This window comes from Streptomyces sp. NPDC096046 (genome assembly GCF_040303285.1).
GTDB lineage: Bacteria > Actinomycetota > Actinomycetes > Streptomycetales > Streptomycetaceae > Streptomyces.
Genome location: NZ_JBEOSZ010000011.1, coordinates 37015 through 60200 on the forward strand (window position 1 = coordinate 37015; position 23186 = coordinate 60200).

The 23186-nt window shown below is 70.5% G+C and carries 20 protein-coding genes, 2 tRNA genes and 1 pseudogene; 9 read left to right on the plus strand and 14 right to left on the minus strand.

Annotated features, from left to right (window positions below; all coding sequences use genetic code 11):
• Positions 1–53 precede the first annotated feature (53 nt).
• Positions 54–1085, plus strand: coding sequence for a glycoside hydrolase family 6 protein (locus tag ABTX62_RS12605; RefSeq protein WP_352116148.1), 1032 nt, complete (start codon positions 54–56; stop codon positions 1083–1085).
• A gap of 68 nt (positions 1086–1153) precedes the next feature.
• Here ABTX62_RS12605 and glxA read toward each other — a convergent pair whose 3' ends face one another.
• From glxA to ABTX62_RS12625, 4 genes and pseudogenes are all read right to left on the minus strand, one after another.
• The gene (gene glxA, locus ABTX62_RS12610; protein WP_352116149.1) at positions 1154–3094 is read right to left on the minus strand and encodes a radical copper oxidase GlxA; all 1941 of its coding nucleotides are present in this window, start codon (positions 3092–3094) and stop codon (positions 1154–1156) included.
• Positions 3091–5094: a glycosyltransferase family 2 protein gene (locus tag ABTX62_RS12615; RefSeq protein WP_352116150.1), complete on the minus strand. Its 2004-nt coding sequence runs from the start codon at positions 5092–5094 to the stop codon at positions 3091–3093. The genes glxA and ABTX62_RS12615 overlap by 4 nt, the downstream gene beginning before the upstream one ends.
• Positions 5095–5418: 324 nt before the next feature.
• Positions 5419–6130: pseudogene (locus ABTX62_RS12620) on the minus strand (FadR/GntR family transcriptional regulator).
• A 139-nt stretch (positions 6131–6269) separates the two neighbouring features.
• Positions 6270–6343, minus strand: a tRNA-Lys gene (locus tag ABTX62_RS12625).
• 200 nt (positions 6344–6543) lie between these two features.
• On the opposite strand from ABTX62_RS12625, the gene ABTX62_RS12630 reads away from it, so the two are divergent.
• From ABTX62_RS12630 to ABTX62_RS12640, 3 genes are all read left to right on the plus strand, one after another.
• Positions 6544–7896, plus strand: a complete 1353-nt coding sequence (locus ABTX62_RS12630) for a peptidoglycan-binding protein (protein WP_352116151.1) — start codon at positions 6544–6546, stop codon at positions 7894–7896.
• A gap of 275 nt (positions 7897–8171) precedes the next feature.
• Positions 8172–9293, plus strand: a complete 1122-nt coding sequence (locus ABTX62_RS12635; protein WP_352116152.1) for an SPFH domain-containing protein — start codon at positions 8172–8174, stop codon at positions 9291–9293.
• A 100-nt stretch (positions 9294–9393) separates the two neighbouring features.
• Positions 9394–9999: a lytic polysaccharide monooxygenase auxiliary activity family 9 protein gene (locus tag ABTX62_RS12640; protein WP_352116153.1), complete on the plus strand. Its 606-nt coding sequence runs from the start codon at positions 9394–9396 to the stop codon at positions 9997–9999.
• Between the two features lie 141 nt (positions 10000–10140).
• On the opposite strand, the gene ABTX62_RS12645 is transcribed toward ABTX62_RS12640, so the two are convergent.
• The 6 genes from ABTX62_RS12645 to ehuB form a co-directional block, all read right to left on the minus strand.
• A tRNA-Lys gene (locus ABTX62_RS12645) sits at positions 10141–10214 on the minus strand.
• Between the two features lie 96 nt (positions 10215–10310).
• Positions 10311–11069 carry an IclR family transcriptional regulator gene (locus tag ABTX62_RS12650; protein ID WP_352116154.1) on the minus strand — a complete coding sequence of 253 codons (759 nt, stop codon included), beginning with the start codon at positions 11067–11069 and terminating at the stop codon, positions 10311–10313.
• Between the two features lie 207 nt (positions 11070–11276).
• On the minus strand, positions 11277–12062 hold the full coding sequence (ehuA, locus tag ABTX62_RS12655; protein ID WP_352116155.1) for an ectoine/hydroxyectoine ABC transporter ATP-binding protein EhuA: 786 nt from the start codon (positions 12060–12062) through the stop codon (positions 11277–11279).
• Positions 12052–12702 (minus strand): ectoine/hydroxyectoine ABC transporter permease subunit EhuD, encoded by a 651-nt coding sequence (gene ehuD / locus ABTX62_RS12660; protein ID WP_352116156.1) that lies wholly within the window; start codon positions 12700–12702, stop codon positions 12052–12054. Before ehuD ends, ehuA begins: the two co-directional genes overlap by 11 nt.
• Positions 12699–13409 carry an ectoine/hydroxyectoine ABC transporter permease subunit EhuC gene (ehuC, locus tag ABTX62_RS12665; RefSeq protein ID WP_352116157.1) on the minus strand — a complete coding sequence of 237 codons (711 nt, stop codon included), beginning with the start codon at positions 13407–13409 and terminating at the stop codon, positions 12699–12701. Before ehuC ends, ehuD begins: the two co-directional genes overlap by 4 nt.
• Positions 13406–14329: an ectoine/hydroxyectoine ABC transporter substrate-binding protein EhuB gene (gene ehuB / locus ABTX62_RS12670; protein WP_352116158.1), complete on the minus strand. Its 924-nt coding sequence runs from the start codon at positions 14327–14329 to the stop codon at positions 13406–13408. The genes ehuC and ehuB overlap by 4 nt, the downstream gene beginning before the upstream one ends.
• Positions 14330–14435: 106 nt before the next feature.
• Between ehuB and ABTX62_RS12675 the strand changes: the two genes are divergently transcribed.
• Positions 14436–14930, plus strand: coding sequence for a DUF3830 family protein (locus ABTX62_RS12675; protein ID WP_352116159.1), 495 nt, complete (start codon positions 14436–14438; stop codon positions 14928–14930).
• On the opposite strand, the gene ABTX62_RS12680 is transcribed toward ABTX62_RS12675, so the two are convergent.
• Together ABTX62_RS12680 and ABTX62_RS12685 are read right to left on the minus strand one after the other, a co-directional pair.
• A complete protein-coding gene (locus ABTX62_RS12680) occupies positions 14911–16320 on the minus strand; it encodes an amidase (RefSeq protein ID WP_352116160.1) in 1410 nt (469 codons plus the stop codon). The two genes, ABTX62_RS12675 and ABTX62_RS12680, sit on opposite strands and share 20 nt — an antisense overlap.
• A gap of 17 nt (positions 16321–16337) precedes the next feature.
• Positions 16338–17285 carry a D-2-hydroxyacid dehydrogenase gene (locus ABTX62_RS12685; protein ID WP_352116161.1) on the minus strand — a complete coding sequence of 316 codons (948 nt, stop codon included), beginning with the start codon at positions 17283–17285 and terminating at the stop codon, positions 16338–16340.
• A 197-nt stretch (positions 17286–17482) separates the two neighbouring features.
• Between ABTX62_RS12685 and ABTX62_RS12690 the strand changes: the two genes are divergently transcribed.
• Both ABTX62_RS12690 and ABTX62_RS12695 read left to right on the plus strand, forming a co-directional pair.
• Positions 17483–18298, plus strand: coding sequence for a maleate cis-trans isomerase family protein (locus ABTX62_RS12690; RefSeq protein ID WP_352116257.1), 816 nt, complete (start codon positions 17483–17485; stop codon positions 18296–18298).
• Positions 18295–19026, plus strand: coding sequence for a maleate cis-trans isomerase family protein (locus ABTX62_RS12695; RefSeq protein ID WP_352116162.1), 732 nt, complete (start codon positions 18295–18297; stop codon positions 19024–19026). Before ABTX62_RS12690 ends, ABTX62_RS12695 begins: the two co-directional genes overlap by 4 nt.
• A 368-nt stretch (positions 19027–19394) precedes the next feature.
• On the opposite strand, the gene ABTX62_RS12700 is transcribed toward ABTX62_RS12695, so the two are convergent.
• Positions 19395–19616, minus strand: a complete 222-nt coding sequence (locus tag ABTX62_RS12700) for a hypothetical protein (RefSeq protein WP_352116163.1) — start codon at positions 19614–19616, stop codon at positions 19395–19397.
• Between the two features lie 339 nt (positions 19617–19955).
• On the opposite strand from ABTX62_RS12700, the gene ABTX62_RS12705 reads away from it, so the two are divergent.
• Both ABTX62_RS12705 and ABTX62_RS12710 read left to right on the plus strand, forming a co-directional pair.
• A complete protein-coding gene (locus tag ABTX62_RS12705) occupies positions 19956–20147 on the plus strand; it encodes a hypothetical protein (RefSeq protein WP_352116164.1) in 192 nt (63 codons plus the stop codon).
• Between the two features lie 92 nt (positions 20148–20239).
• Positions 20240–21331, plus strand: a complete 1092-nt coding sequence (locus tag ABTX62_RS12710) for an LLM class flavin-dependent oxidoreductase (RefSeq protein ID WP_352116165.1) — start codon at positions 20240–20242, stop codon at positions 21329–21331.
• Here the strand turns inward: ABTX62_RS12710 and ABTX62_RS12715 are convergent.
• Positions 21307–23166: a putative bifunctional diguanylate cyclase/phosphodiesterase gene (locus tag ABTX62_RS12715; protein ID WP_352116166.1), complete on the minus strand. Its 1860-nt coding sequence runs from the start codon at positions 23164–23166 to the stop codon at positions 21307–21309. The two genes, ABTX62_RS12710 and ABTX62_RS12715, sit on opposite strands and share 25 nt — an antisense overlap.
• Positions 23167–23186: the final 20 nt, after the last annotated feature.

The following is a 23186-nucleotide window of genomic DNA, read 5'->3' on the forward strand; positions in this document are numbered from 1 at the left end:
GCGGGGCGTATGTCAGGATTGAGACTTGGAACGGTGCATCAAGGGGGAGTTGGATGTACGGCAGCAGGGGGGTCGGGGCGTTCGCCGGGAGGCGGATGTCCGCAGTGGTGCTGGGGGCGGCACTGCTGATCACAGGGTGTTCCTCCTCCGGCGGGGGAGACGGATCGGACGAAGGCGCCGACGCGAAGATCACTCAACAGCCCAAGGAGGAGGCGCCTTTCTGGGTCAATCCGGAAGGGACCGCGGCCCAGGAGGTCGCCGCCCTGGAGAAGTCCGGCAAGAAACAGGAAGCCGAGCAGATCCGCGAGATCGCCGAGCAGCCGGTCGCCGAATGGGTCGGCCCGGACGATCCGCAGCAGCAGACCCGGGGCTTCACCGAGGCCGCCGACAAGGCCGGTCGTACGGCGCTGCTCGTCCTCTACAACATCCCGCACCGCGACTGCGGCCAGTACTCACAGGGCGGCGCCGCCGACGGCAACGCCTACCGGGAGTGGCTCGACGGCGTCGCGGCGGGCATCGGCGACCGGTCCGCCACGGTCATCCTGGAACCGGACGCCCTGCTGCACCTGGTGGACGGCTGCACCCCACAGCAGTTCCACGAGGAGCGCTACGACCTCCTCAAGGGCGCCGTCACCAAGCTGAAGTCCCTGAAGAACACGAAGGTCTACCTGGACGCGGGCAACGCCGGCTGGCAGCAGCCCGACCAGATCTTCGAGCCCTTGAACCGCGCGGGCATCGCACAGGCCGACGGCTTCGCGGTCAACGTCTCCAACTTCTACTCCACCGAGGACTCCATCGCCTACGGCAAACAGCTCTCCGCCAAGGTGGGGGGCAAGCACTTCGTCATCGACACCAGCCGCAACGGCAAGGGCCCTTACACCGGCGGCAACCCCGACGAGCGCTGGTGCAACCCGCCGGGCCGCTCCCTCGGCGAGACCCCGACGACGAAGACGGCCGACCCGCTCGTCGACGCGTACCTGTGGGTGAAGCGGCCGGGTGAGTCGGACGGTGAGTGCAAGGGCGGGCCCAAGGCGGGCCAGTGGTGGGCGGACTACGCGCTGAAGCTGGCGAAGGCCACCGGCTGACGTACCCCGCCGGGCAAGACGAACGGCAGACGAAAGGGGCGCCGGGAGGGCGCCCCTTTCGCCGGATCTCAGGGCACCTTGACCCACTGGGCCTTGCTCGGTGTGCCCTCGGCGTCCGTGACGAACATCATGTACCAGCCCGCCTGGACCAGGTTCCGGTTCTCCGGGACGGTGACCGTGAGCTTGTCGCCGGACGCCTTGAAGTCCAGGGCGATCGACCGCTGGTCGACGTCCGTGACGTGCGTGGCGGCGCTCGGCCGGATCAGCCGGACCTTCTTGACCTTCGCCGCGTCCGGCGAGGTGAACGTCCCCGTGCCGCCGCGCTCGATGGTCTGCGGCCCGCCCGCGAGCGAGGGCCGGTCGGCGTGGCCGTACAGATAGGGCGGCGTGTAGATCTCGATGCGCTGCTCGAACTCACCCGGCTTGGTGTTGGCCTTGTCCCCGTAGAGCGAGTCGGAGCCGAAGAACATCACGCGTCCGTCGGGCAGCAGGACCGACCCGGAGTGGTAGTTGCGGCCCACGAGCGGGTCGGCGACGCGCCTCAGCTCGTTCTTCTCCGTGTCGTAGAGCCGCGCCTCGAAGATGTTCGAGGCGCCGCGGCCGCGGTAGTCCTCCGAGCCGCCGGAGATCAGCACGCTGTCGTCGGGCAGGATCGAGGCGTTCGGGTACCGCGTGCCCTTGTCGAGGGACGGGCCGTCCACGAAGCGCGGGTTCGCCTTCTTCAGGTCGACGATGCGCGTCTTCTCGCTGGACCGCTCGGACTCGCCGACGCCACCGCCGCCGACCACCATGTACTTCTCGTCCTGCGCCGGCGGCAGCAGCACCGTGCCCGACGTCTCCATCAGAGTGGGGTCGCTCAGGCCCGGGATCTTCTTGAACTTGTTGGTGTCCACGTCCCACACGCCCGGCTCACGGCCCACGTCGTCCGGCCCGTACCCCGCGTTGGAACCCGAGTAGAAGACCTTGCCGTTCTGCATGAGGAACAGCGCCGGGTAGGTCGGGAACTGCCGGACCTTGCCGGTGTAGGTCCACTTCTTGGTCTTCGGGTCGAAGACCTCGTTCTTGCCCGGTACCAGCTGGCCGATGTCGTCGAGGCCGGAGACGCTGAGGATCTTCCCGTCGCTCAGGGTGGTGAGCGTCGGGTACCAGCGGGCCTCCTTCATCGGGTCGACCTTGATGTACTTCTCGGCGACCGGGTCGAACTCGAAGGCGTCCCGGATGCCCTGGAAGTCCTTCTTGTCCAGGGCGAGCTTCTGCGCGATGCCGTAGGTGTTCTTGGCGTCGGCACCCTTCAGGCCGTGCACACGGTAGTTGTCCTGCGTGCCGGTCTCGAATTTCTTGCCGCGCTTCTGCGCCTCGACGTAGATCCGGCCGAGACCGGGGTCGTTGCGCAGGAACCTGCCGGTCGCCTTGTCGAAGACCTTCTTGGCGCGCGGCACCAGCACCGGGTCCTTGGAGACGAAGGTCTTGCCGTTCTCCTTGCCGGTGAACCTGGTGCCCGCGGGCAGGGTGATCGGGGCGTCCGGATTCTCGTTGTGGACGATCATCAGGCCGCCGGCCTTGGTGACGTCACCCTTGAGCTTCTCGTACCGCTTGGTGCCGCCCGCGATCAGCAGATTGCCGTTGGCGAGCTGGGTGTGACCGGTGCAGAACAGGTCGGCGGGCGTGGGGACCTTCTTGACGGTGCCCTTGACCGGGTCCCAGATCCGGGTGTCGAACTTCTTCGCGTCGAAGTTGTCCTGGTCGTTGCCCGAGCCCGCGACGAGCAGCACCTTGCCGGTGCGCAGCAGCGCCGCGTGGATGGTGTTCTGCCGGTACTCCTCGGGGAAGTCGACGATCTCCCACTTGCCGTTGGCGGCCTTGTACTCCGGCTTGTTGATCGTGTACTGGTGGTATTTCTCGGTGCTGAAGCGGTAGAGCCACGGCCCGTTCATCCCGGCCAGCGCGAGTACCACCGCCGTGCCGATCGCGAGTCGACGAGCCCGGCGGCGGCCTGCACGGTCGTTCATTCCTTACGTCCCCCAAGTCCACCAAGGGCGATCTGCATGGTCTGGTCGGATCCCCCGACCTCCCCGGGTGCGCCCGGGGTCGCGGCCCACGTGGGCTTGTGCTGCGGGGTGTGCCCCGTTTGCTGCTGCGGGATGGGCAGCGACTGCGTGCGGGGCGGCGCCTCCGCGGGGTCCTGCGGCTGTCCCCCGGCATGAGCGGGAGGCTTCTTCGCGTCCTGCCGCAGCTGCCAGCGCCAGGCGAACACCGGCGAGGCGGTGATCAGCAGCGCGAACGTCGCCCAGATGATCATCGCGGGGTGGGAGTGGCCGAAGACGAAGCCGGCCGCGATCGACCCACCGAAGATCGCGACGAAGTACCAGTGGTAGCGGAACGTGCCGAACCAGCGGTCCGGGCTCGCCGAGTCACCCTTGGGCGTGACCACGAACTTGCTCTTGCGTCGCAGCACCGAGTCGATGAGCGCCTTCGCGTACAGCGGCGCCGACAGCGCGGACATCACCATGCCGGCCACACCACCGGAGCCCTCCGGCTCGTGCGGCGAGACGTTGTGCCGGCGGTTCCAGACGTACAGGCCGATCTGCAGGGCGGAGGCGTTGCCGTAGAGCATCAGCCAGACCGCCGGGTCGATGTTCACACCCGAGGCGCCCAGACCCAGGAACAGGCAGCAGCTCAGCGCCGCCAGGATCCAGTTGAGGGCCGACATCGGGTAGAAGATGATCATCATCGTGTAGTTGAAGAGCTTGCTCGGCGGCAGCGAGTACCAGCCCTTCCAGTACTGCCCGATGATCGTCTCGTACGTGCCTCGCGACCAGCGCATCTGCTGGGTGAAGAAGTCCGTCCAGGCGCTGGGGCCCTCACCGACGGCGAGCACGTCCGGCGTGTACACCGAGCGCCACTTGCGGCCCGTCGCCGGGTTCTTGTGGCGGTGCATCTCGAAGCCGGTCGCCATGTCCTCGGTGATCGAGTCGTACAGACCGCCGATCTGCTTCAGCGCCTTGATGCGCACGGCGTTGGAGGTGCCGACGAACATCGGGGAGCCGTAGCGGTTGCCCGCGCGCTGGATCAGCGCGTGGAACAGGAACTGCTGCGACTCGGCGGCCTTGGTGATGGGGTTGTCGTAGTTGCCGTAGACCTGCGGGCCGATGACGAAGCCGACGTCCGGGTCGCGGAAGAAGCCGAGCATCCGCTCCAGGTAGTTGGGCAGCGGCACGTGGTCGGTGTCGACCGAGGCGAAGAAGTCGTAGTCGTCGCCGTGCGCCTCAAGCCAGGCGTTGTAGTTGCCGTGCTTGGTCTTGGCGCGGTGCGGGCCCTTGGCCTGGTTCCACTTCGCGACGCCCTTGCGGGAGAAGTGGTGCACGCCGAGGCGCTCGCAGACCGCCTTCACGTCGGGGTCGTCGCCCTCGTCGAGCAGCCACACGTGCATCAGGCCCCGGTGGCGGATCTTCACCGCCGCCTCCAGGGTCTTCGTCACCATCTCCAGCGGTTCCTTGCCGGGCACGAAGGAGGTGAGGAAGGCCACTCTGGTGCCGGTCTCGGGCACCACCGGGATCGGGTCGCGGGCCACCAGCGTGGCGTGCGCGTTGGACAGCACGTTCATGCAGCGGAAGAACTCGATCAGGCCGATCGAGACGAGCATCACCATGTCGAGCGCGGGCAGCCAGTCGAAGGCCGGGTAGTCGCGCTCGGTCCAGTGCTCGGGCTGGAGCAGCCAGAACAGCAGCACCAGGGACAGCACCGGGGCCGCGGCCAGCATCAGGGCGACCCGGATGCGGTGCGGCTCCTGCGAGATGAGCGAGCGGTACTGCACCTTGTACGGCTTGCTCGGATCCGGCTGGGTGAGGGGACCCGCGAGCCGGCTGTAGTGCTCGTAGTCGTACCTCGGCAGGGTCTTCTTGATCCTCCGGAACGTCCCTGTCGTGCTCATCCGGTGTGACGGCACCCTGAGCTGGGTGGTCTGGGACGGGTCGTGGTCCTGCCGGGCACCCGTGGGCCTCGACGTCATGAGTCATCCCCCCACACGCGGACAACCGCGTGTTTCGTAGCTTCCTACCGTCTGCTCGGGTCCCCCTCGACCTTCACAGACGTATCAGTGGTGGATCGCAGTCACCACGTCATCCACACCCTATAGACACGGCAACGCGACCTTCCGGTTGCATGATGCCCCCCTAGGCATCGGTTCATGAACGAGGCCCCTACCCCCGCCCAGCCCGCAACCGGTTCCAAAGCCCCCCAACTGCCGCGAACCCGCAGCATCTTGTAAAACCAGAAGCACAGGGTTCTATGGCGTCCCTCATGATCGCAAGGTGCGAAACGCGGTGCTTACCGGTCATACGCGTTCATTGTGGCGGGTGCGGGGGCTCTGTGGAGTCGCTGTGGACAGACGGGCGCGGATGGTGCCGAAGTGCTCCCTTATGGCCTCCTCCGCCCGGATCGAGTCGCCGGACCGCACCGCGTCGAGGATCTCCCGGTGCTGCCGACAGGTGACCCTCGGGACCTGCGGCTCGCCCCCGAGATCCGTGCGCACCCGGTGGAAGGCGTCCCGGAACACCTCCAGGACCTCGCACAGCAGGACGTTGTCCAGCCCTCGGTAGAGGGCGGCGTGAAAGGCCCGGTCGGTCTCGGCGAGGCCGGCTCCCCGCGCGGCCTGCTCATCCATACGGGCGGCGAGCGCGTCCAGTTCAACGAGGTCCGCTTCCGGCATCCGGCCGGCGAGCCGGGACACGAGCCCCGTCTCCACCGCCTCCGTCAGCTCCAGCAGCTGGAGCAGGGAGTCCTCGCCCCGGTAGTGCCCGGCGACCGTGCGGAAGGCCAGACCCTCGATCATCGGGGCCGAGGACATCGGGCCGACGTACGTGCCGAAGCCGTGCCGGATCTCCACGATGCCCATCGCCTGGAGCGCCTTCAGCGCCTCCCGCACCGAGTTCCGGCTCGCGCCGAGGAACTCCATCAGCTCGCTCGGTCGGCAGCGGGGCCCCGGAGGCCAGCCGGCGGTCGATGATGAGCTTCTTGATCCGCTCCTGAAGGTCTCGCGCTGCCATGGCGAGAGGGTATCCGGCCCATCGTGCGGTGGGCCGGGTTCCGGCCAGAGAGATGTCTTGGCCAGGGGGAGGCAGGGAGGGGCGGGCCCTCCAGGGAGCGCGAGAAGGCCCCTCGCTTTCGCGAGAGGCCCCTCATCCGTGCGCCGCCAGGGACTCGAACCCCGGACCCGCTGATTAAGAGTCAGCTGCTCTAACCAACTGAGCTAGCGGCGCGCGCTGACGTCGTAACTCTACAGGACGCCGCGAGGTGCTCCCGACCACCCCGGTCGGGCCCGGGCGGACTCCCGCGAGGCGTCCGCGTACATCATTCGGACCGTCAGCATGCGCGTGCGGAAGACAGTTGCGAAACTGACGCTGCGCGCCCCGAGATGCCCGGGCGCCGCATTTTCCGCCGGAAGTGTGAGGGGAATCGCATGGAGTCTCCGGTATTCGAGGAAATCGACCCCGCGAGCGACTGCGACTGCCCCGGCTGTGTCCACTGGCGCCGCGTCCTGCCGCATTCCCGGTCCGGCCGGACCGGTGCCCACCCGGCCGCGCGCCTCCAAGCTCTCGGCGGCGCTCGGGCCGGGGGGACCCCCATGGCTCTCGCGCTGGCGGCCGTGGCCTCCGCGGCCCTGGGGGCGGGCCATGCCGTACCTGCCGCGGCCGCCTCGTACGGCCCCCACCGCCCGGGCATTCCGGCAGGTGACGAGCCTGACAGCCCGCAGGGTGACACGGCTCCGCTGCACGGCCTCGATGGTCGGCCGGGGAAGCCCTCGGTCGCCCCCAAGCCGACCGCGATCACCCGCTCGGAGATCATCGACCGGGCCAGGACCTGGGTCGCCGCGAAGGTGCCGTACAGCATGAGCGCCTATTGGCCGGACGGTTACCGGCAGGACTGCTCCGGCTATGTCTCGATGGCCTGGAAGCTGCCCGGAAACGAATGGACGGGAAGTCTCACCCAATACGGGGAGAGGATCTCCAAGGAAGAACTGCAGCCGGGCGACATACTGCTGTTCCACAATGCGTCCGACCCCGAGAACGGCTCGCACGTCACCATTTTCGGCGGCTGGGCGGACTCCACGCACACCCACTACATCGCCTACGAGCAGACCCGCCCGCACACCCGCCGGCAGTCCATCCCGTACGCCTACTGGAACAACTCCGACCGGTACGTGCCCTACCGCTACAAGGGCGTCACGCCGGAGGAACCGGCGCCCGAACCGGACAGCGGTCTGCCGGGCGCCCCGGCCGGCACGCCGTACCCGGGAGCGGCGTATTTCGGCCCCGGCGCGAACAACACATACGTCACACAGCTCGGCCGCATGCTCGTCGCGCGCGGTGCCGGCGGCTCCTACGCCTCGGGTCCGGGGCCGCGCTGGACCGACGCCGACCGGCGGGCGACCCGGGCGTTCCAGCTGGCGCAGGGCTGGAAGGGGGCGGACGCCGACGGGCTGCCCGGCCCGCGCACCTGGGAACTGCTGGCCACGGGGAAGGGCAAGGACGTGAAGGGCGGGGCGGCCGGCCCGCCGCCCGCCTCCCATGGCGTCCCCGGCTACCCGGGGCGGGCGATGTTCCGTCCCGGCGCCGACAACACCTACATCACCCAGCTGGGCAGACAGCTCGTCCGGAAGGGATTCGGCAGGTTCTACTCGGTCGGGCCCGGGCCGCGCTGGGGCGAGGCGGACCGGCGCGCCGTCGAGGCCTTCCAGCGCACCCAGGGCTGGCGGGGCGGCGCGGCGGACGGCTACCCCGGGCCGGAGACCTGGCGGCGACTGTTCTCGTAGCGCGTTCTCGGCCCCCTTCGGGTGGGCCTCGACATCCCGGTCGGCCCTTTTCGGGCGGGCCTCGGCAACCTGGTCGGCCCCTTTCGGGTGGGCCTCGACATCCCGGTCGGCCCTTTTCGGGTGGGCCTCGGCAACCTGGTCGGCCCCTTTCGGGCGGGTCTCGACATCCCCCGGTCGGTCCTCTCGCCGGGCCCTCATCCCGGTCCCCCCTTCGGCGGGCCCAGCGCCCGGGATCCACCGTTGTGACGCATCTGGCGCGGAGGCTGGAGGCACGTATGAGTACGACCACTTCCCACCCGTCCGAACCCGACGGACCGGCCGACGGCACGGTACGGCCCGCCCGGCTCATCCAGAACGAGTCCACCACCGAGATCCCCGTCCACCTGCTGTTCCGCGACGACCCCGACCCGGCGCCGGTACCGCTGAAACAGGCGGTCGTCGGCCGCAGGCAGGGCACGGGGGAGCAGCCGCGCCTGAGGCGCCCGGCGATCGCGCCGGGGCGGCCGGTGCCGCAGGTCGACCCCGACCTGGTGGAGCGGCCCGCGACGGTGCTGCCCGGCGCGGCGGGCGTACTGGCCGGTGCCTGTGGTGCGGCCGGGTGTGTGGCCACCTCCTGGTGGGCCGGGGTGCTGCCACCGCTCGCGCTGGAGGTGTTGCGGCTGCCCGCGTACGCCGGGGCCGGGCTCGGTCCCGCGCAGTGGGCGGCGTACGCGGCGGCCGGGGCGCTCGGGCTGTTCGGGCTCGGCGGGCTGGCCCGGGGCCGCACCGGGCGCGCCTGGGTACTGGACCTCTTCGGGCGCTACCGGGGGACCGTCCGGCGCTCCGGCCTGCTGTGGGTCAATCCGCTGCTGCTGCGCCGCCGGGTGGACATGCGGCTGCGGCACTGGCGCAGCGAGCCGGTGCCGGCGGCCGACGAGGCCGGGGTCGCGTTGCGGGTGGTCGTCCTGGTGGTGTGGCGGGTGCGGGACACCGCCCGGGCCACACTGGCCGTGGACGATCACGAGACGTATCTGCGCGAGTGCGTCGAGGCCGCGCTGGCCCGGGTGCCGGTGCCGATGCCCGGCGGGCCGAAGGGGGCCGGGGACGCGGCGGCCGAGGCGCTGACCCGGCTGGTGGCGGCGGACGCGGCCCCGGTGGGCCTGGAGGTGTTCTCCGTGCAGCCGGTCCGCGTCGAGTACGCCCCCGAGGTCGCCGCCGCGATGCACCGCCGGCGGATCGCCGCGCTCGACGCCCAGCACCGGGCGAGCGTGCTCACCTCGGTCGTGGACTCGGTGGAGGACACCGTGACCCGGCTGACCATGCGCGGGCTGGTCGAACTCGACGACTACGAGCGGAAGGCGCTGGTGAAGGACCTGACGGTGGCGTTCTGCGCGGGCCGCGGGGAAACAGCCCGGTGATTGGTATGGACATGTTCAACCACCGTCCCTACCCTCAGACTTGGTCTAGACCTACCTGCACGCCTCAGTGAAACTCCCCACGTTCTCCAGGAGCGGCAGCATGCGCACAAGGACCAAGTTGTCCGCGGTCGCGGTGGGACTGGCCACGACCGGAGCTCTCGTACTCTCCTCCGGCGGCGCCAGCGGCCACGGCTACACCGACCTCCCCATCAGCAGGCAGAAGCTCTGCCAGAACGGCACGGTGACCAACTGCGGTTCCATCCAGTGGGAACCGCAGAGTGTCGAGGGTCCGAAGGGCTTCCCGGCCTCCGGACCGGCCGACGGGCAGATCTGCAACGGCGGCGTCGGCCACTTCAGCCGGCTCAGCGCACCGCGGACACCGTCCGGCGGAGCCTGGCCGGCCACCCGGGTGTCGGGCGGGCAGAGCTACACGTTCCGGTGGCAGTTCACGGCCATGCACGCCACGACCGACTTCAAGTACTACATCACCAAGCCGGGCTGGAACCAGAACCACAACCTCGCCCGGTCCGACCTGAACCTCACGCCGTTCTTCACGGTGCCGTACAACGGGCAGCGCCCACCGCAGACCCTCTCCCACACGGGCAGGCTGCCGTCCGGGCTCAGCGGCCGGCACGTCATCGTCGCGGTGTGGACGATCGCCGACACGGCCAACGCGTTCTACGCCTGCTCGGACGTGACCTTCTGAACCTTCCGAGGTTCGCCTGAGTCACCGGTGAGGCCGGCGCGGGCAGGTTCCTCCCGCGCCGGCCGCGTCGCCGACCGCGGAAGGCGCGGGGCCCGGGACACGCTGAGGGGCCCCTCGCTCCCACGAGAGGCCCCTCATCCGTGCGCCGCCAGGGACTCGAACCCCGGACCCGCTGATTAAGAGTCAGCTGCTCTAACCAACTGAGCTAGCGGCGCATGACTCTCGCCTGCTGCTGAAACCGCGTTCCGCGGCGGGCGACGGAGAAAATAATACCCAATGCCGAGGGGTGCTCCGGACCACCCGGCGGCGTCCTAGATCGCCATGGAGAGCAGCACCGGAGCCGCGTTGCGGTTGAGGGCGTCCGCGGCCCGGCGCAGCCGGTGGGCGTGCTCGACCGGGAGGGACAGGGCCAGACAGCCGACGGAGGAGCCGGCCGTGATCGGGACGGCCGCGCAGACCGTGCCGATCGCGTACTCCTGGAGGTCCAGGACGGGCACGGTGGGCGGCTGGGCCTCCAGGCGGGAGAGCCGGAGCCGGTCGCTGGTGATGGTGCGCGAGGTGAGGCGGGCCATCTTGTGCCGGGCGAGGTGGTCGCGGCGGCCGGCGTGGTCGAGCTGGGTGAGCAGGCTCTTGCCGATGGCGGTGGCGTGGGCCGAGGAGCGGAAGTCGACCCACTCGTTGACCTTGGGCGCGGCCGGGCTGTCGGCGTACTGGGTGACGCTGATCTCGCCGTCGACGTACCGGCTCATGTAGACGGCGGCGCCGACCGAGTCGCGGAGCCGGTCGAGGGTGCGCTGGAACTTGTCGCGCAGGGCCTGCTCGCGGTGGTGGGCGGAGGCGAGGCGGGCCAGGGTCTCGCCGGTGACGTACGCGCCGTCGGCGATCTGCTCGACGTAGCCCTCGCGGCGCAGCATCCGCAGGAGCGTGGTCAGTCGCTCCGGGATGATGCCGGTGTGCCGGGTGATCTCGGTGTCGGTGACACCGCTGGAACCGTGCGCCACCGTCTCCAGGACGCGGAGGGCTTCCTGGGCCGAGTGGTACGGAGTGGTCGGCTCGTGCTTCAGCGCCACGGTGGTCTCCCCCTGCGCTTGCTGTAGGGCCGTAATCCGGTCAGTGAACCTTGTCCAGGTTAACCGGCAAAGGGCTTGCGCAGAGCGGGCGTTGACAGGATTCCCGGGGCCCGGACTGGGGCGATGACACACTGGCATATGCCGTACGCATGCCCCAGTCCGGTCCCCGTCAAGGGGCCTGGCGTTCCTCCTGTTCACGGGGTGTAGTCACAGCACTGCGCTGAGGAAGTCCCGTGTCCGGTCCAGCTCGGGCTCGCTGAAGATCTTCTCCGGTGTGCCCGACTCGATGATCCGGCCCGAGTCGAACATCAGTACCTGGTCGGAGATGTCCCGGGCGAAGTTCATCTCGTGGGTCACACAGAGCATCGTGATGTCGGTGGAGCGGGCGATGTCCCTGAGGACGTCGAGGACGCCCGCGACCAGCTCGGGGTCGAGCGCGGAGGTCACCTCGTCCAGGAGCAGCACCTTCGGGCGCATCGCCAGGGCCCGGGCGATCGCCACCCGCTGCTGCTGGCCGCCGGACAGCTGCGCCGGGTGCGCGTCCTGCTTGTCGGACAGGCCCACCATGTCCAGCAGGCCCTTGGCCCGTTCCACCGCCTCGTCCTTGGACATGCCGAGGACCGTGACCGGCGCCTCGGTGATGTTCCGCAGCACCGTCATGTTCGGGAACAGGTTGAACTGCTGGAACACCATCCCGATCTTCTTGCGGACCTCGCGGACCTGCTTGTCGGAGGCCGGGAACAGCTGCTGCCCGTCGACCGTGATCGTGCCCTCGTCGGGCTTGAGCAGGGTCATCAGCAGCCGCAGGATCGTGGTCTTGCCGGATCCGGACGGCCCGATCAGGGTGACGTGCTTGCCGGCGTCGACCGAGAAGTCCAGGTGGTCCAGGACGGTGTTGTCCCCGAACCGCTTGGTGACCTGTTCCAGCCGGATCAGCTCGCCGGTGCTCCTGGCGGGGTACTTCTCGGGCTCGGGGAGAGTGTCAGTGGGCAAGGCGTCGCTCCAGGGCTCGCAGGGCAAGGGAGGCCAGGTAGGAAATGACGATGAAGGCCACGCCGATCACCGTCAGGGGTTCGGTGAACTGGAAGTGCTCACGGGCGAAGAGCTGCGCCTCGCCGAGCATCTCCAGCACCGTGATCGCCATCAGGATCGGGGTGTCCTTCAGCATGGCGATGACGTAGTTGCCGAGTGCCGGGACGACTCGGCGCACCGCCTGCGGAAGGATCACCGCGGACCAGGTCCGGCGCAGGGGCAGGTTCAGCGCCGTGGCTGCCTCCCACTGGCCCACCGGTACCGCCTCGATGCCGGCCCGGTACACCTGCATGGTGTAGGTCGAGTAGTGCAGGCCGATGCCGACCACACCGGTGGTCAGGGCGGAGAAGGTCAGGCCCCACTCGGGCATCACGTAGAACAGGAAGAAGAGCTGCACCAGCAGCGGGGTGTTCCGGATGAACTCGGTGACCACGCCGACGGGCCAGGTGACCCAGCGCGAGGGCGACCGCATCAGCAGGGCCCACACCAGGCCCAGCACGAAGGAGATCACCGAGCCGATGACCAGGATCTGCAGGGTGACCAGCAGACCGTCCCAGAAATGCGGCATGAAATCGGCCACCGCGCTCCAGTCCCACTTCACGAGAAACCTCCCACACCGGTGGCCTGGGGCTGCAGCCTGGATTCGGCGTCGGCCTTGGGCTCCTTGCCCACCCCTGCCTTCAGCTTCTTCTCCAGGCCCCGCATGAGCCGGGTGAGCAGGAAGGCGATGACGAAGTAGATCAACAGGATGTACGTGTAGATCTCCGCGCTCTCCTGGAGGGCCAGGCGCACCAGGTTGCCGCTGAACGCCAGGTCGCCCATGCCCATGAGGGACACCAGCGCGGTGCCCTTCAGCAGTTCCACCAGCAGGTTCGAGAGCGGTGGGATCATCTCCGGCACCGCCTGCGGCAGCAGGATCAGCCGCATCCGCTGCCAGGGGGTGAAGCTGAGGGCGATGCCGCCCTCCCGCTGGGCCGGATCGACGGCGGCGATGGCGCCGCGCACGATCTCCGAGCCGTACGCCCCGTAGGTGAGCCCGAGCGCGAGCGTGCCCGCCCACATGGGAACGAGCTGCCAGCCGAAGCTCAGCGGCAGCACGAAGTAGATCCAGAAGATCATGATGAGCGCGGACGTCCCGCGGAACACCGTGGTGTACAGGCCCGCGAGGAACCTGACCGCCCGCGACTGGTGGGTGCGGGCGATGCCGGCGACGAACGCGACGGCCGCGCCCAGCAGGGCGCTGAAGACCAGCAGCTGGACGGTCGTCCAGATGCCTTGGAGGACGAGTTCCCAGAGTCCGGATGTCATCCGCCGCAGAGCTCCTTCGCGGTCATGTCCGTCATCTCGTTCTCGGTGAAGCCGAAGGGCTTGAGAATGCGGAGCAGTTCGCCGCTGTCCTTGAGCTTGTGCAGCTCCCGGTTGAAGGCGTCCCGCAGGTTGGCCTCGCTCGGCCGGAACGCGAAGGCGCCGCCGTCGACATGCGGTTCACCGTCGACGATCGGCTTGAACGGCTCGGTCACCTCGGCCTTGGTGGACTTCTTCACCACTTCCCGGGTGGTCAGCGCCGTACCGGCGAACACGTCGGCGCGCCCGGTCTCGACCGCGTTGAGACCGGCCACCTGGTCCGGCACGATGAGGATGTCGTCCTGCGGGTAGCCCGCCTCGACGGCGTAGGCGATCTCGGCGTAGCCGGTGCCGGTCGCGAACTTCGCCTTCTTCTCGACGACGTCCTTGTAGTCGCGCAGACCCAGGGGGTTGCCCTTGCGCACGATGAAGGAGTCGAGCATCTGGTAGTCGGGGTCGGAGAAGATGACCTGCTCGCAGCGCTCGGGGTTGATGTACATCCCGGCGGCCACGATGTCGAACTGCTGTGAGTTCAGGCCGGGGATGAGGGAACCGAACTCGGTGGGGACGGGCTGCACCCGGTCCACTCCGAGCCGCTTGAAGATGACCTTCGCCAGCTCCGGCGCCTCGCCGGTCAGTTCGCCGTTCTTGTCGATGTACCCGAAGGGGATCTCCCCGGCGATGCCGAGCCGCGCCACGCCCTGTGCGCGAAGCCGTTCCAGGAGCTCACCCCCCTCCGTTCCGGAGTCGGGGGCCACGCGCGAGCATCCGGACGCACCCAGCGCGCCGAGCGCCGCGACCCCCGCGAGCAGCGATCGGCGGGTGGGTCCTGACGCGCGGTCGCGCCTGACTATGGGCGGAATTCTGTCTGGTGGTGAGGCCATGGGCGCGCGGCTACCCGAAGCCCTTCCGGTTATGCCGATCTTTTTGGGACCGATATCGCGCCGATGCGCCCTTGACCGCGGCGGTCCTGGGCACTGCCATGGGGGGATGGCTGATCGCTTCATCGAAGTCTCGCTGGTCACACGCGACATCCAGTGCACCGCCCGGCTGCTGGACGACCGCGCCCCCCTCACCTGCGCGGCCGTCTGGGACGCGCTGCCACTCGCCGGCGACGTCTATCACGCGAAGTACGCGCGCAACGAGATCTACGCGCTGTTCCCGCCCTTCGCCCCGAGCGAGCCACCCCTGGAGAATCCGACCGTCACCCCCATTCCGGGTGATCTGTGCTATTTCGCCTTCGCCGGGGCGGAGTTGGGGACCAAGGCCTACGGCTACGACCGCGAGGTCCGCGCCGGGACCACGCTCGTCGACCTGGCCCTGTTCTACGAACGCAACAACCTGCTGCTGAACGGCGACGTCGGCTGGGTCCCCGGCATCGTCTGGGGCCAGGTCGTCGACGGCCTGGAGACCATGGCCGAGGCGTGCAACGACCTGTGGCGGTCGGGAGCGGCGGGGGAGACGCTCAGCTTCCGGAGGGCGTGAGCCGGCCGGCCGACGCCACCTCGGCCTCGTACAGCGCGTGGGCCGCCCGCAGCACCAGATCGTCCCGGTGCCGGCCGGCCACGAGTTGCAGTCCGATCGGCAGCCCGTCCCCGTCGGCACCGACCGGCACGCTGGCCGCGGGCTGCTGCGTCATGTTGAACGGGTAGGTGAACGGGGTCCAGCCCGTCCAGCGCCGGTGACCGGATCCCTTCGGCACCTCGGCGCCCGCCTCGAACGCGGTGAGGGGCATGGTCGGCGTGACGAGCAGGTCGTAGGTGTCGTGGAAGCGGCCCATCCGGCGGCCCAGATCCATCCGGACGTCCACCGCGGCCAGATAGTCCAGCGCCGAGTAACGGGCGCCCCGCGCGCAGATCTCCCGCAGGCCCGGGTCCAGCGACGCGCGCTGGTGCGGGCCCAGATGCTGCGTCACCCGGGCCGCTCCGCTGAACCACAGGGTGTGGAAGGCCTCCACCGGGTCGGTGAGGTCCGGGTCGGTCTCCGTGACGTACGCGCCGAGTTCCGCCAGGCGCTCCACCGCCCGCCGGACCGCCCTGGCCACGGCCGGCCGCACCGCCACCTGCCCGCCCAGCGACGGCGAGTACGCCACCCGCAGCCCGCGCACCCCGCCCGCCAGAGCGTCCGTGTACGGACCGGCCGGGGACGCGAGCGCCGACCAGTCGCGCGAGTCCGGGTGGCCGATGACGTCCATCAGCAACGCCGCGTCCGCCGCGTCCCGGGTCATCGGCCCGACGTGCGCCAGCGTGCCGAACGCGCTCGCCGGGTAGAGCGGCACCCGCCCGTAGGTCGGCTTCAGCGCGAAGATCCCGCAGAACGACGCCGGGATGCGGACACTGCCGCCGCCGTCCGTACCCAGCGACAGCGGCCCCGCGCCGAGCGCCACGGCCGCCGCGCTGCCGCCGCTCGAACCGCCCGCGGTACGCGACGGGTCGTGCGGGTTGCGCGTCACACCGCTGAGCGGCGAGTCCGTCACGCCCTTCCAGCCGTACTCGGGGGTCGTCGTCTTGCCGAGGAAGACCGCCCCGTGCTCGCGCAGCCGGGCCACGGAGGGGGCGTCCTCGTCCCACCGCCCCGCGGGGTCCACGGCCTTCGACCCGCGCAGGGTCGGCGCCCCGCGCAGCAGCAGGATGTCCTTGACGGTGACCGGCACCCCGTCGAGCAGCCCCCGCGGCTCACCGCGCCGCCAACGCTCCTGCGACTCCCGGGCCCGCTCCAGCGCGTCCTCGGCGGTCAGCCGGACGAAGGCGTTCACCTCCGGCTGGATCGCCTCGGCCCGCTCCAGCGCCGCCCGGGTCGCCTCCACGGGACTCCACTCACCCGTGCGGTACCCGTCGAGGAGCCGTGCGGCGGTCAGCTCGGTGAGCTCGGTCATCAGACCTCCCAGGAACGTCAGTGACCAGGTACGTACCCACGCTGCTTGTCGACCACGTTCGTCAGCGGCTCACCGGCCGCCCACCGTTCGTACAGCTCCACGAACTGCGCGCCGAGTTCGTCGCGCCAGCCGACGGTGTCGCCGCTCATGTGCGGGGACACGATCAGGCCCGGGGTCCGCCACAACGCGCTGTCGGCGGGCAGGGGTTCGGCCTCGAAGACGTCCAGGGCGGCGCCCGCGATCCAGCGTTTGGCCAGGGCCTCGGCGAGCGCGTCCTCGACGACCAGCTGCCCGCGGCCGATGTTGACGAACCGGGCGGACGGCTGCATCAGGCCGAAGCGGCGGGCGTCGAACATCCCCCGCGTCTCGTCCGTGAGCGGCGCCGCCGCGACCACCCAGTCGGCGCGGGCCAGCAGCCGGTCCAGGTCCTCCGGGCCGTGCACGCCGGAGCGCGCGGCGCGGCCCACGAGCGCGGTCGTGATGTCCAGCGCTCCCAGCGTGCGCGCGATCGCCCGGCCGATCGGCCCGGAGCCGACCACCACGGCCCGGGTCCCGGCGATCCTGTGCGACTCGCGGTGCCGCCAGGTCCGCTCCCGCTGGAGTTCCAGCGTCCTGGGCAGGTCCTTGGCCATCGCCAGCACGAGCGCGGCGACGTACTCGGCGATCGGCTGGTCGAAGACGCCGCGCGCGTTCGTCACCACCGTGTCCGAGGCGGCGAGCTCCGGACACATCAGATGGTCCACGCCGGCGCTCGCCGTGTGCACCCAGCGCGGTCGCGGACCCTCGCCCGGCCACGCGTCCCGTACGGCGCGCGAGGTGAAGTCCCACACCAGGAGTGCGTCCGCACGCGGGAGGCGCTCGGCGAGATGCGCCGCGTCGGTGTGCTCGACACGGGCGCGACCGGTGAGGCGCCCGAGGCGGGGGAGGGGTTCGGCGTCCAGGACGAGGAGGGTGGGGGTGGGCATGAGCAGCCGTTTCTCCAGCCGTTCGGCGAGGGCGGACGGCCTGGACGCGACCGCCGGTGACGACGAGTTAACCCGGTGTTGACCAAGGAGTGATCCGGGCGGATTGACCACGCTCGCACCCGAACCTACCGTCGTCAACACGGGCGTTCCCACGATCCGTTGCACACTCGTTGCCCAGCGTGAGGCCGGTGGCTGCCATGGACGTCTCATTTCTCGGCGGGCCGAGCCCGCAGCGGGGGGTCGGCGTCGTCGCTCCCTTCGACTTCGCCCTCGACCGTGAGCTGTGGCGCTGGGTGCCGGACGAGGTCTCCCTCCATATGACCCGGACCCCGTTCGTACCGGTCGAGGTCAGTCTCGACCTGGCCCGCCTGGTCAGCGAGCACGAGACGCTGAGCGAGGCGGTCCGCACGCTCAACGCGATCGCCCCCGAGGTGGTGGCCTACGCCTGTACGTCGGGCAGTTTCGTCGGCGGCATGATGGGCGAGCGGGCGATGTGCGAGGCGATGAGCCGCGCCGGTGCCGTACCGGCCATCACCACCTCCGGTGCGCTGCTGGAGGCCCTGGTCGAGCTGGACGTGCGGCGGGTGGCCCTGGTGACGCCGTACACGGTCTCGGTGACGCGGTCGCTGGAGGAGTACGTCGCCCAGGCCGGTGTCACGATCTCCGGCTGCGCCTTCATGGGGCTGACCCGGCACATCTGGAAGGTCCCCTACCGGGAGGTGGTGGACATGGCACGGCAGGCCGTCCGGGGCGACGCCGACGCGCTGTTCATCAGCTGCACCAACCTGCCCACCTACGACGTGATCCCCCAGTTGGAGGCCGAGCTGCGCATCCCCGTGATCTCGGCCAACCAAGTGACGATGTGGGCGGCACTGCGCCGACTGGGTACCCGTGCGGTGGGGCCGTACCAAGCGCTGATCAATCCGGCGGCGCGTTCCGGTCCCGTGGCGCCGGGGGCGGACCCCGGTCCCGTACTGCCGGAAGAAGAGCAGCAGCAGGAAGGCTGGACATGACAGCGCTGGGATTTCTCTACCCGGGCCACTCCGCCGAGGACGACTATCCGCGCATCGAGCAGTTGCTGGGCAGTGACATCCGGGTGGACCTGGTGCACACCGACATCGGCGAGGACGCGCACCGGGTGGACGCGCTGCTCGAGATGGGCTCCGCCGGCCGGCTGGCGGCGGGCGTGCAGGAACTGCGGCACGCGGGTGCCGACGCCGTGGTGTGGGCCTGCACGAGCGGCAGTTTCGTCTACGGCTGGGACGGCGCGCAGGAACAAATCCGCGCCCTGGCCCAGACCGCCGGCATGCCTGCCTCCTCCACGTCCTTCGCGTTCACGCACGCGGTGCGGGAACTGGGGGTGCGGCGGGTCGCTGTCGGGGCGACCTATCCGGAGGACGTGGCCCGGCTGTTCGCCGAGTTCCTCCGCTCGGCCGGCGTGGAGGTCGTCTCGGTCGGCAGCTCCGGCATCATCACGGCCGCCGAGGTCGGCACCTGGGGCGAGACGGAACTCCTCGCCCTGGCCCGGAACTCCGACCACCCCGACGCCCAGGCCCTTCTCCTGCCCGACACCGCCCTCCACACGGCGGCCCACATCCCCGCCCTGGAGAAGGAAGTGGGCAAGCCGGTCCTCACCGCCAACCAGGTCACGGTCTGGGAGGCCCTGCGTCTGGCGGACCGGCGGGTGAACGCGCCGGAACTGGGCGCACTCTTCTCGAGGGAGCCGCTCGTCCAGGCGTGAGGCCCTGGGCCAACCCGCCGTCCGCGACGGCACCACCGCGGGCGGCGCACGTGCCTACCTCGCAGGCCCGGGTGACAGCGGCTTGAGCCGGTGTTTCCGGCATGGCTCAGGCTTTGTGTTCCGGTGGTGGGGGCGGGGGGTGCGGCGGTGGCGGGGCGGCGGGCCGCTCCCGGCGGCGACGCGGAAGGACGGAGGGGAAGGCGAAGCCGGCGGCTGCGCCTTGCGACAGCCCCCACCGCCAAGGCCAGAAGGAGGTCCCCTCCGACTTCCCGAGTCGAGCGGCCTCCGCGGCCCGGCGACCACGGCTTTGAAGAAGCCCAGCGCGCAGGCGCCCTGTCGGCGGTCGCGCGGACCTGGCCGGTTCCTGCTCATGGACGCTCGGTCCTCGTGCGACGCCACCGCAGCACCCGCAGTACGACGTAGGTGACGAGGGCGACGGTGAAGAGCACACTCGCCGCCGTCCGGGCCGCCCTCCAGGCGAGTCCATCCGGGTCCCGGACGGCCTCGGTCGGATTCATGGCGACGGCCACCACAAAGGCCGCCTTGAGGCAGCCGGCCGCTCGTGCCACGCGGTGGGCACCCGTCGTCATGGAGTCCGAGTGCCCCGGAGCGGGGTGAGAAAGGGGGCCGTGCCCTCGAACGCGCGCCCCATACGGGCCGGAATCGGTCCCACCCCTTCTTCGGGAGGAAGCGGGACATCGGTGCGCCAACGCACCACCCGGAGCTGAGGAATGCTCAACTCCGCCGCGACAGGCGGCCCTTGGGTTGACCGAAAGCGCGTTCCCCTTTCGCTGTCCATTCCGTGCACACTGGCCACGTCCGCAGCCAGTCGTGCCGTGAAGGACTCCCCGATGGCCGAAACGGGCCCGTTCAGAACCTCCGCAAGCGCTGTCCAGCTGTCCGGTCGCCTGCTGTGCCGGAGTCTGGCCGTGGCCATGGCCTCCGCCGCCGCGGACGCCTTCCTCGATCCCCGGGCCGACTGGTGGGGCGTCGTGTGGCCGGTGCCCTGGTGGCTCGTCGGCGCGACCGCCCTCGCGTGGGCCGTCCTGCGGGCACGCGAGAAGGCCCACCGCCCGCCCCCGCGGGGCAGTGCGCGCGGCGACTGGGAGCAGGCCGCCTGACGCCTCGGCCGCAGTGGCCCGGAATAACCGGAGACAGTCCCCTGTTAGGGCCGGTACGACAGCACACGGCCCACAGCAGGAGGCACCCCACCGTGGCGGCAGACGAGATTCGCGGCGCAGCCCAGGGCAGCGCCCCCGTCCCCCTCTCCGTACTGGACCTGGTCACCGTGGGGGCCGGCCGTACCGCCTCCGACGCCCTGCGCACCAGCGTCGACCTGGCCCGTCTCGCGGAGAGCCGCGGCTTCCACCGGTACTGGGTCGCCGAGCACCACTCCATGCCGGGCGTGGCCTCCTCGTCCCCGGCCGTGATCCTGGCCCACCTCGCCGCGCACACCGAGCGCATCCGGCTCGGCTCGGGCGGTGTGATGCTGCCCAACCACGCCCCGCTCGTGATCGCCGAGCAGTTCGGGACGCTGGAGGCCATGGCCCCGGGCCGGGTCGACCTCGGTCTCGGCCGCGCCCCGGGCACGGACGGCGCCACCGCCGCGGCCCTGCGCCGCACCGAACGGCTCAACGAGGGCGCCGACGACTTCCCGCAGCAGCTCGCCGAGCTGACCCGGTTCCTCGACGACGACTTCCCCGGCGGGCACCCCTACCGCCGCATCCACGCCGTTCCCGGCCCGGTCCAGGCCACGTCCCCCGGCGGCGTCCAGTCCCCGCACCGCCCGCCGATCTGGCTGCTCGGCTCCTCCGGCTTCAGCGCCCGCCTGGCCGGCGTCCTGGGGCTGCCCTTCGCCTTCGCGCACCACTTCTCGGCGCAGAACACCGTCCCGGCGCTCGACCTGTACCGCGAGTCATTCCAGCCCTCCGCCGTGCTCGACGAGCCGTACGCCCTCATCGGCGTCTCCGCCCTCGCCGCCGACGAGGAGCGCGAGGCCCGCCGGCAGGTGCGGGCCGCCGCCCTGAGCATGGTCCGGCTGCGCACCGGGCGCCCCGGCCTCGTGCCCAGCCCGGAGGAGGCGGAGGCCCACGAGTTCAGCCCCATGGAGCGCGACTTCGTCGATTCCTGGAACGCCAACGTCGTCCACGGCACCCCCGACGAGGTCCGCTCCGGCCTGGACGACCTCGCCAAGCGCACCGGCGCCGACGAGTTGATGATCACGGCCAACGCGCACGGCGGAGACGTCCGCGTCCGCTCCTACGAACTCATCGCGGACGCCTACGGGTTGCCGACGCCCGCCTGAACATCCGGTGTGCCCAGCAGTTCGGAGATGCGATCCGGCGGCACCGGACGGGAGTAGAGCCAGCCCTGTCCGGTGTCGCAGCCGATGCGGCGCAGCCGGGTCGCCTGGGCCGAGGTCTCCACGCACTCGGCGGTGACGGTCAGCCCGAGCCGGTGCGCGAGCTGGATCATCGCCTCGACGACGACCTCGTCGGCCGGGTTGGCGCGGGCGGCCGCCTCACGGTCGTCGCACTGGAAGCCGCGTACGAACGATCCGTCGAGCTTCAGCACCGACACCGGCAGCCGGCTCAGGTAGGCGAGGTTCGAGTAGCCGGTGCCGAAGTCGTCGATGGCGATGCGGACGCCCATGTCGCTGAGGGCCTTCAGGGTCTGCAGCGGGCGGCCCGCCGAGCCCATCACCGCCGACTCCGTCAGCTCCAGCTGGAGCAGGTGCGGCGCGAGTCCCGCCTCGGTCAGGGTCTCCGCGACGTCCGCCACCAGGTCGGAGTCCCAGACCTGGCGTACCGCCACGTTCACGCTGACGAAGATCGGCGGTTCGTCCGGGTGGTCCAGCTGCCATCGGCGGGCCTGCTTGCAGGCCGTGCGCAGCACCCAGCGGCCCAGCGGGACGATCGAACCGTCCTCCTCGGCAAGTCCGATGAACCGATTCGGCGTCAGTACGCCGAACTGAGGATGATTCCAGCGGACGAGCGCCTCGACCCCGTGCAGCCGGTCGTCCTCCATGCCCACCAGCGGCTGGTACTCCAGCCGGAACTCGCCCCGGTCGATGGCCGGGCGGAGGGTGGAGGCGAGGGCCTGGCGGGTCATGCGGTGGGCGTTGCGCTCCGGGTCGAACAACGTCCAGCGGGCCTTGCCGTCGGCTTTCGCCCAGTAGAGCGTCGTGTCCGCCGCCTGCATCAGCGCGGTGGCGGTGGTGCCCGCCGCGTGGCGCTCGACGACGCCGATCGACGCCGAGACCGACAGCCGCTGGCCGCAGACGTCGAACGGGTCCTGGACCGCCCGCAGCGCCGACTCGGCCAGTTCGGCCAGCTGTTCGGTGCCCGTGGAGTCCTCGACGAGCAGCGCGAACTCGTCACCGCCCAGCCGGGCCACCAGCGGGATGCTGGCCCGTGAGTGGCCGGCCTCGTCCGCGCAGCGCGTCAGACGCTCGGCGACGGCGGCCAGCAGCCGGTCGCCGACCCGGTGGCCGAGGGTGTCGTTGATGGCCTTGAAGCCGTCCAGGTCCAGGTAGCACAGCCCGATCCGGCCCGTGCCGCTCTGCTCGTACGACTCCGCCTCCAGTGCCGCCGACAGCCGCTCGAAGAACAGCGTGCGGTTGGGCAGCCGCGTCACCGGGTCGTGCATCTGCAAGTGCCGCAGCCGGGCCTGCAGTTCCCGGCGGGCGCTGATGTCGGTGACGGACATCAACACACCGCTGTCCTCGGCGGGCAGCGGGGCGATCGTCACCTGCACCCACAGCGAGTGCCCGTCGGGGTGCTTGAGCCGGCGCGTGCAGCGCAGTCGTGACTGCCGGCCGCGCAGCACCTCGCGGTACGCGTGCCAGGTGCGGGCGTCGGAGGTCAGGTCGACCAGGTCGGCGGCGACGGACCCGGCGAGCTCGTCCGGGGTGCCGCCGAGCAGCGCGGCGAGCGCGTCGTTGGCGCTGACGACCGAGCCCTCGCGGTCCACCACGGCCATGGCGAGCGGGGCGGCCGTGAAGACGGAGCGATAGGGCTGCCGGGACGGGGGCTCGGTACGGGGAGACGTGTCGATCTCACTCTCTGTGACGACCGGCCGGTCCAGGTCTGCCGCGGGCGCCGGCCCTTCGGAGGTTCCGCTCACCGCTCGCTCCCGCATGTATTCGATCTCTGTCCGTG

Coding starts and splice junctions, on each gene's coding strand:
- ABTX62_RS12605 (WP_352116148.1), top strand. CDS start 54: ATGTACGGCAGCAGGGGGGTCGGGGCGTTCGCCGGGAGGCGGATGTCC.
- glxA (WP_352116149.1), bottom strand. CDS start 3,094: ATGAACGACCGTGCAGGCCGCCGCCGGGCTCGTCGACTCGCGATCGGC.
- ABTX62_RS12615 (WP_352116150.1), bottom strand. CDS start 5,094: ATGACGTCGAGGCCCACGGGTGCCCGGCAGGACCACGACCCGTCCCAG.
- ABTX62_RS12630 (WP_352116151.1), top strand. CDS start 6,544: ATGGAGTCTCCGGTATTCGAGGAAATCGACCCCGCGAGCGACTGCGAC.
- ABTX62_RS12635 (WP_352116152.1), top strand. CDS start 8,172: ATGAGTACGACCACTTCCCACCCGTCCGAACCCGACGGACCGGCCGAC.
- ABTX62_RS12640 (WP_352116153.1), top strand. CDS start 9,394: ATGCGCACAAGGACCAAGTTGTCCGCGGTCGCGGTGGGACTGGCCACG.
- ehuC (WP_352116157.1), bottom strand. CDS start 13,409: ATGACATCCGGACTCTGGGAACTCGTCCTCCAAGGCATCTGGACGACC.
- ehuB (WP_352116158.1), bottom strand. CDS start 14,329: ATGGCCTCACCACCAGACAGAATTCCGCCCATAGTCAGGCGCGACCGC.
- ABTX62_RS12675 (WP_352116159.1), top strand. CDS start 14,436: ATGGCTGATCGCTTCATCGAAGTCTCGCTGGTCACACGCGACATCCAG.
- ABTX62_RS12680 (WP_352116160.1), bottom strand. CDS start 16,320: ATGACCGAGCTCACCGAGCTGACCGCCGCACGGCTCCTCGACGGGTAC.
- ABTX62_RS12685 (WP_352116161.1), bottom strand. CDS start 17,285: ATGCCCACCCCCACCCTCCTCGTCCTGGACGCCGAACCCCTCCCCCGC.
- ABTX62_RS12690 (WP_352116257.1), top strand. CDS start 17,483: ATGGACGTCTCATTTCTCGGCGGGCCGAGCCCGCAGCGGGGGGTCGGC.
- ABTX62_RS12695 (WP_352116162.1), top strand. CDS start 18,295: ATGACAGCGCTGGGATTTCTCTACCCGGGCCACTCCGCCGAGGACGAC.
- ABTX62_RS12700 (WP_352116163.1), bottom strand. CDS start 19,616: ATGACGACGGGTGCCCACCGCGTGGCACGAGCGGCCGGCTGCCTCAAG.
- ABTX62_RS12715 (WP_352116166.1), bottom strand. CDS start 23,166: ATGCGGGAGCGAGCGGTGAGCGGAACCTCCGAAGGGCCGGCGCCCGCG.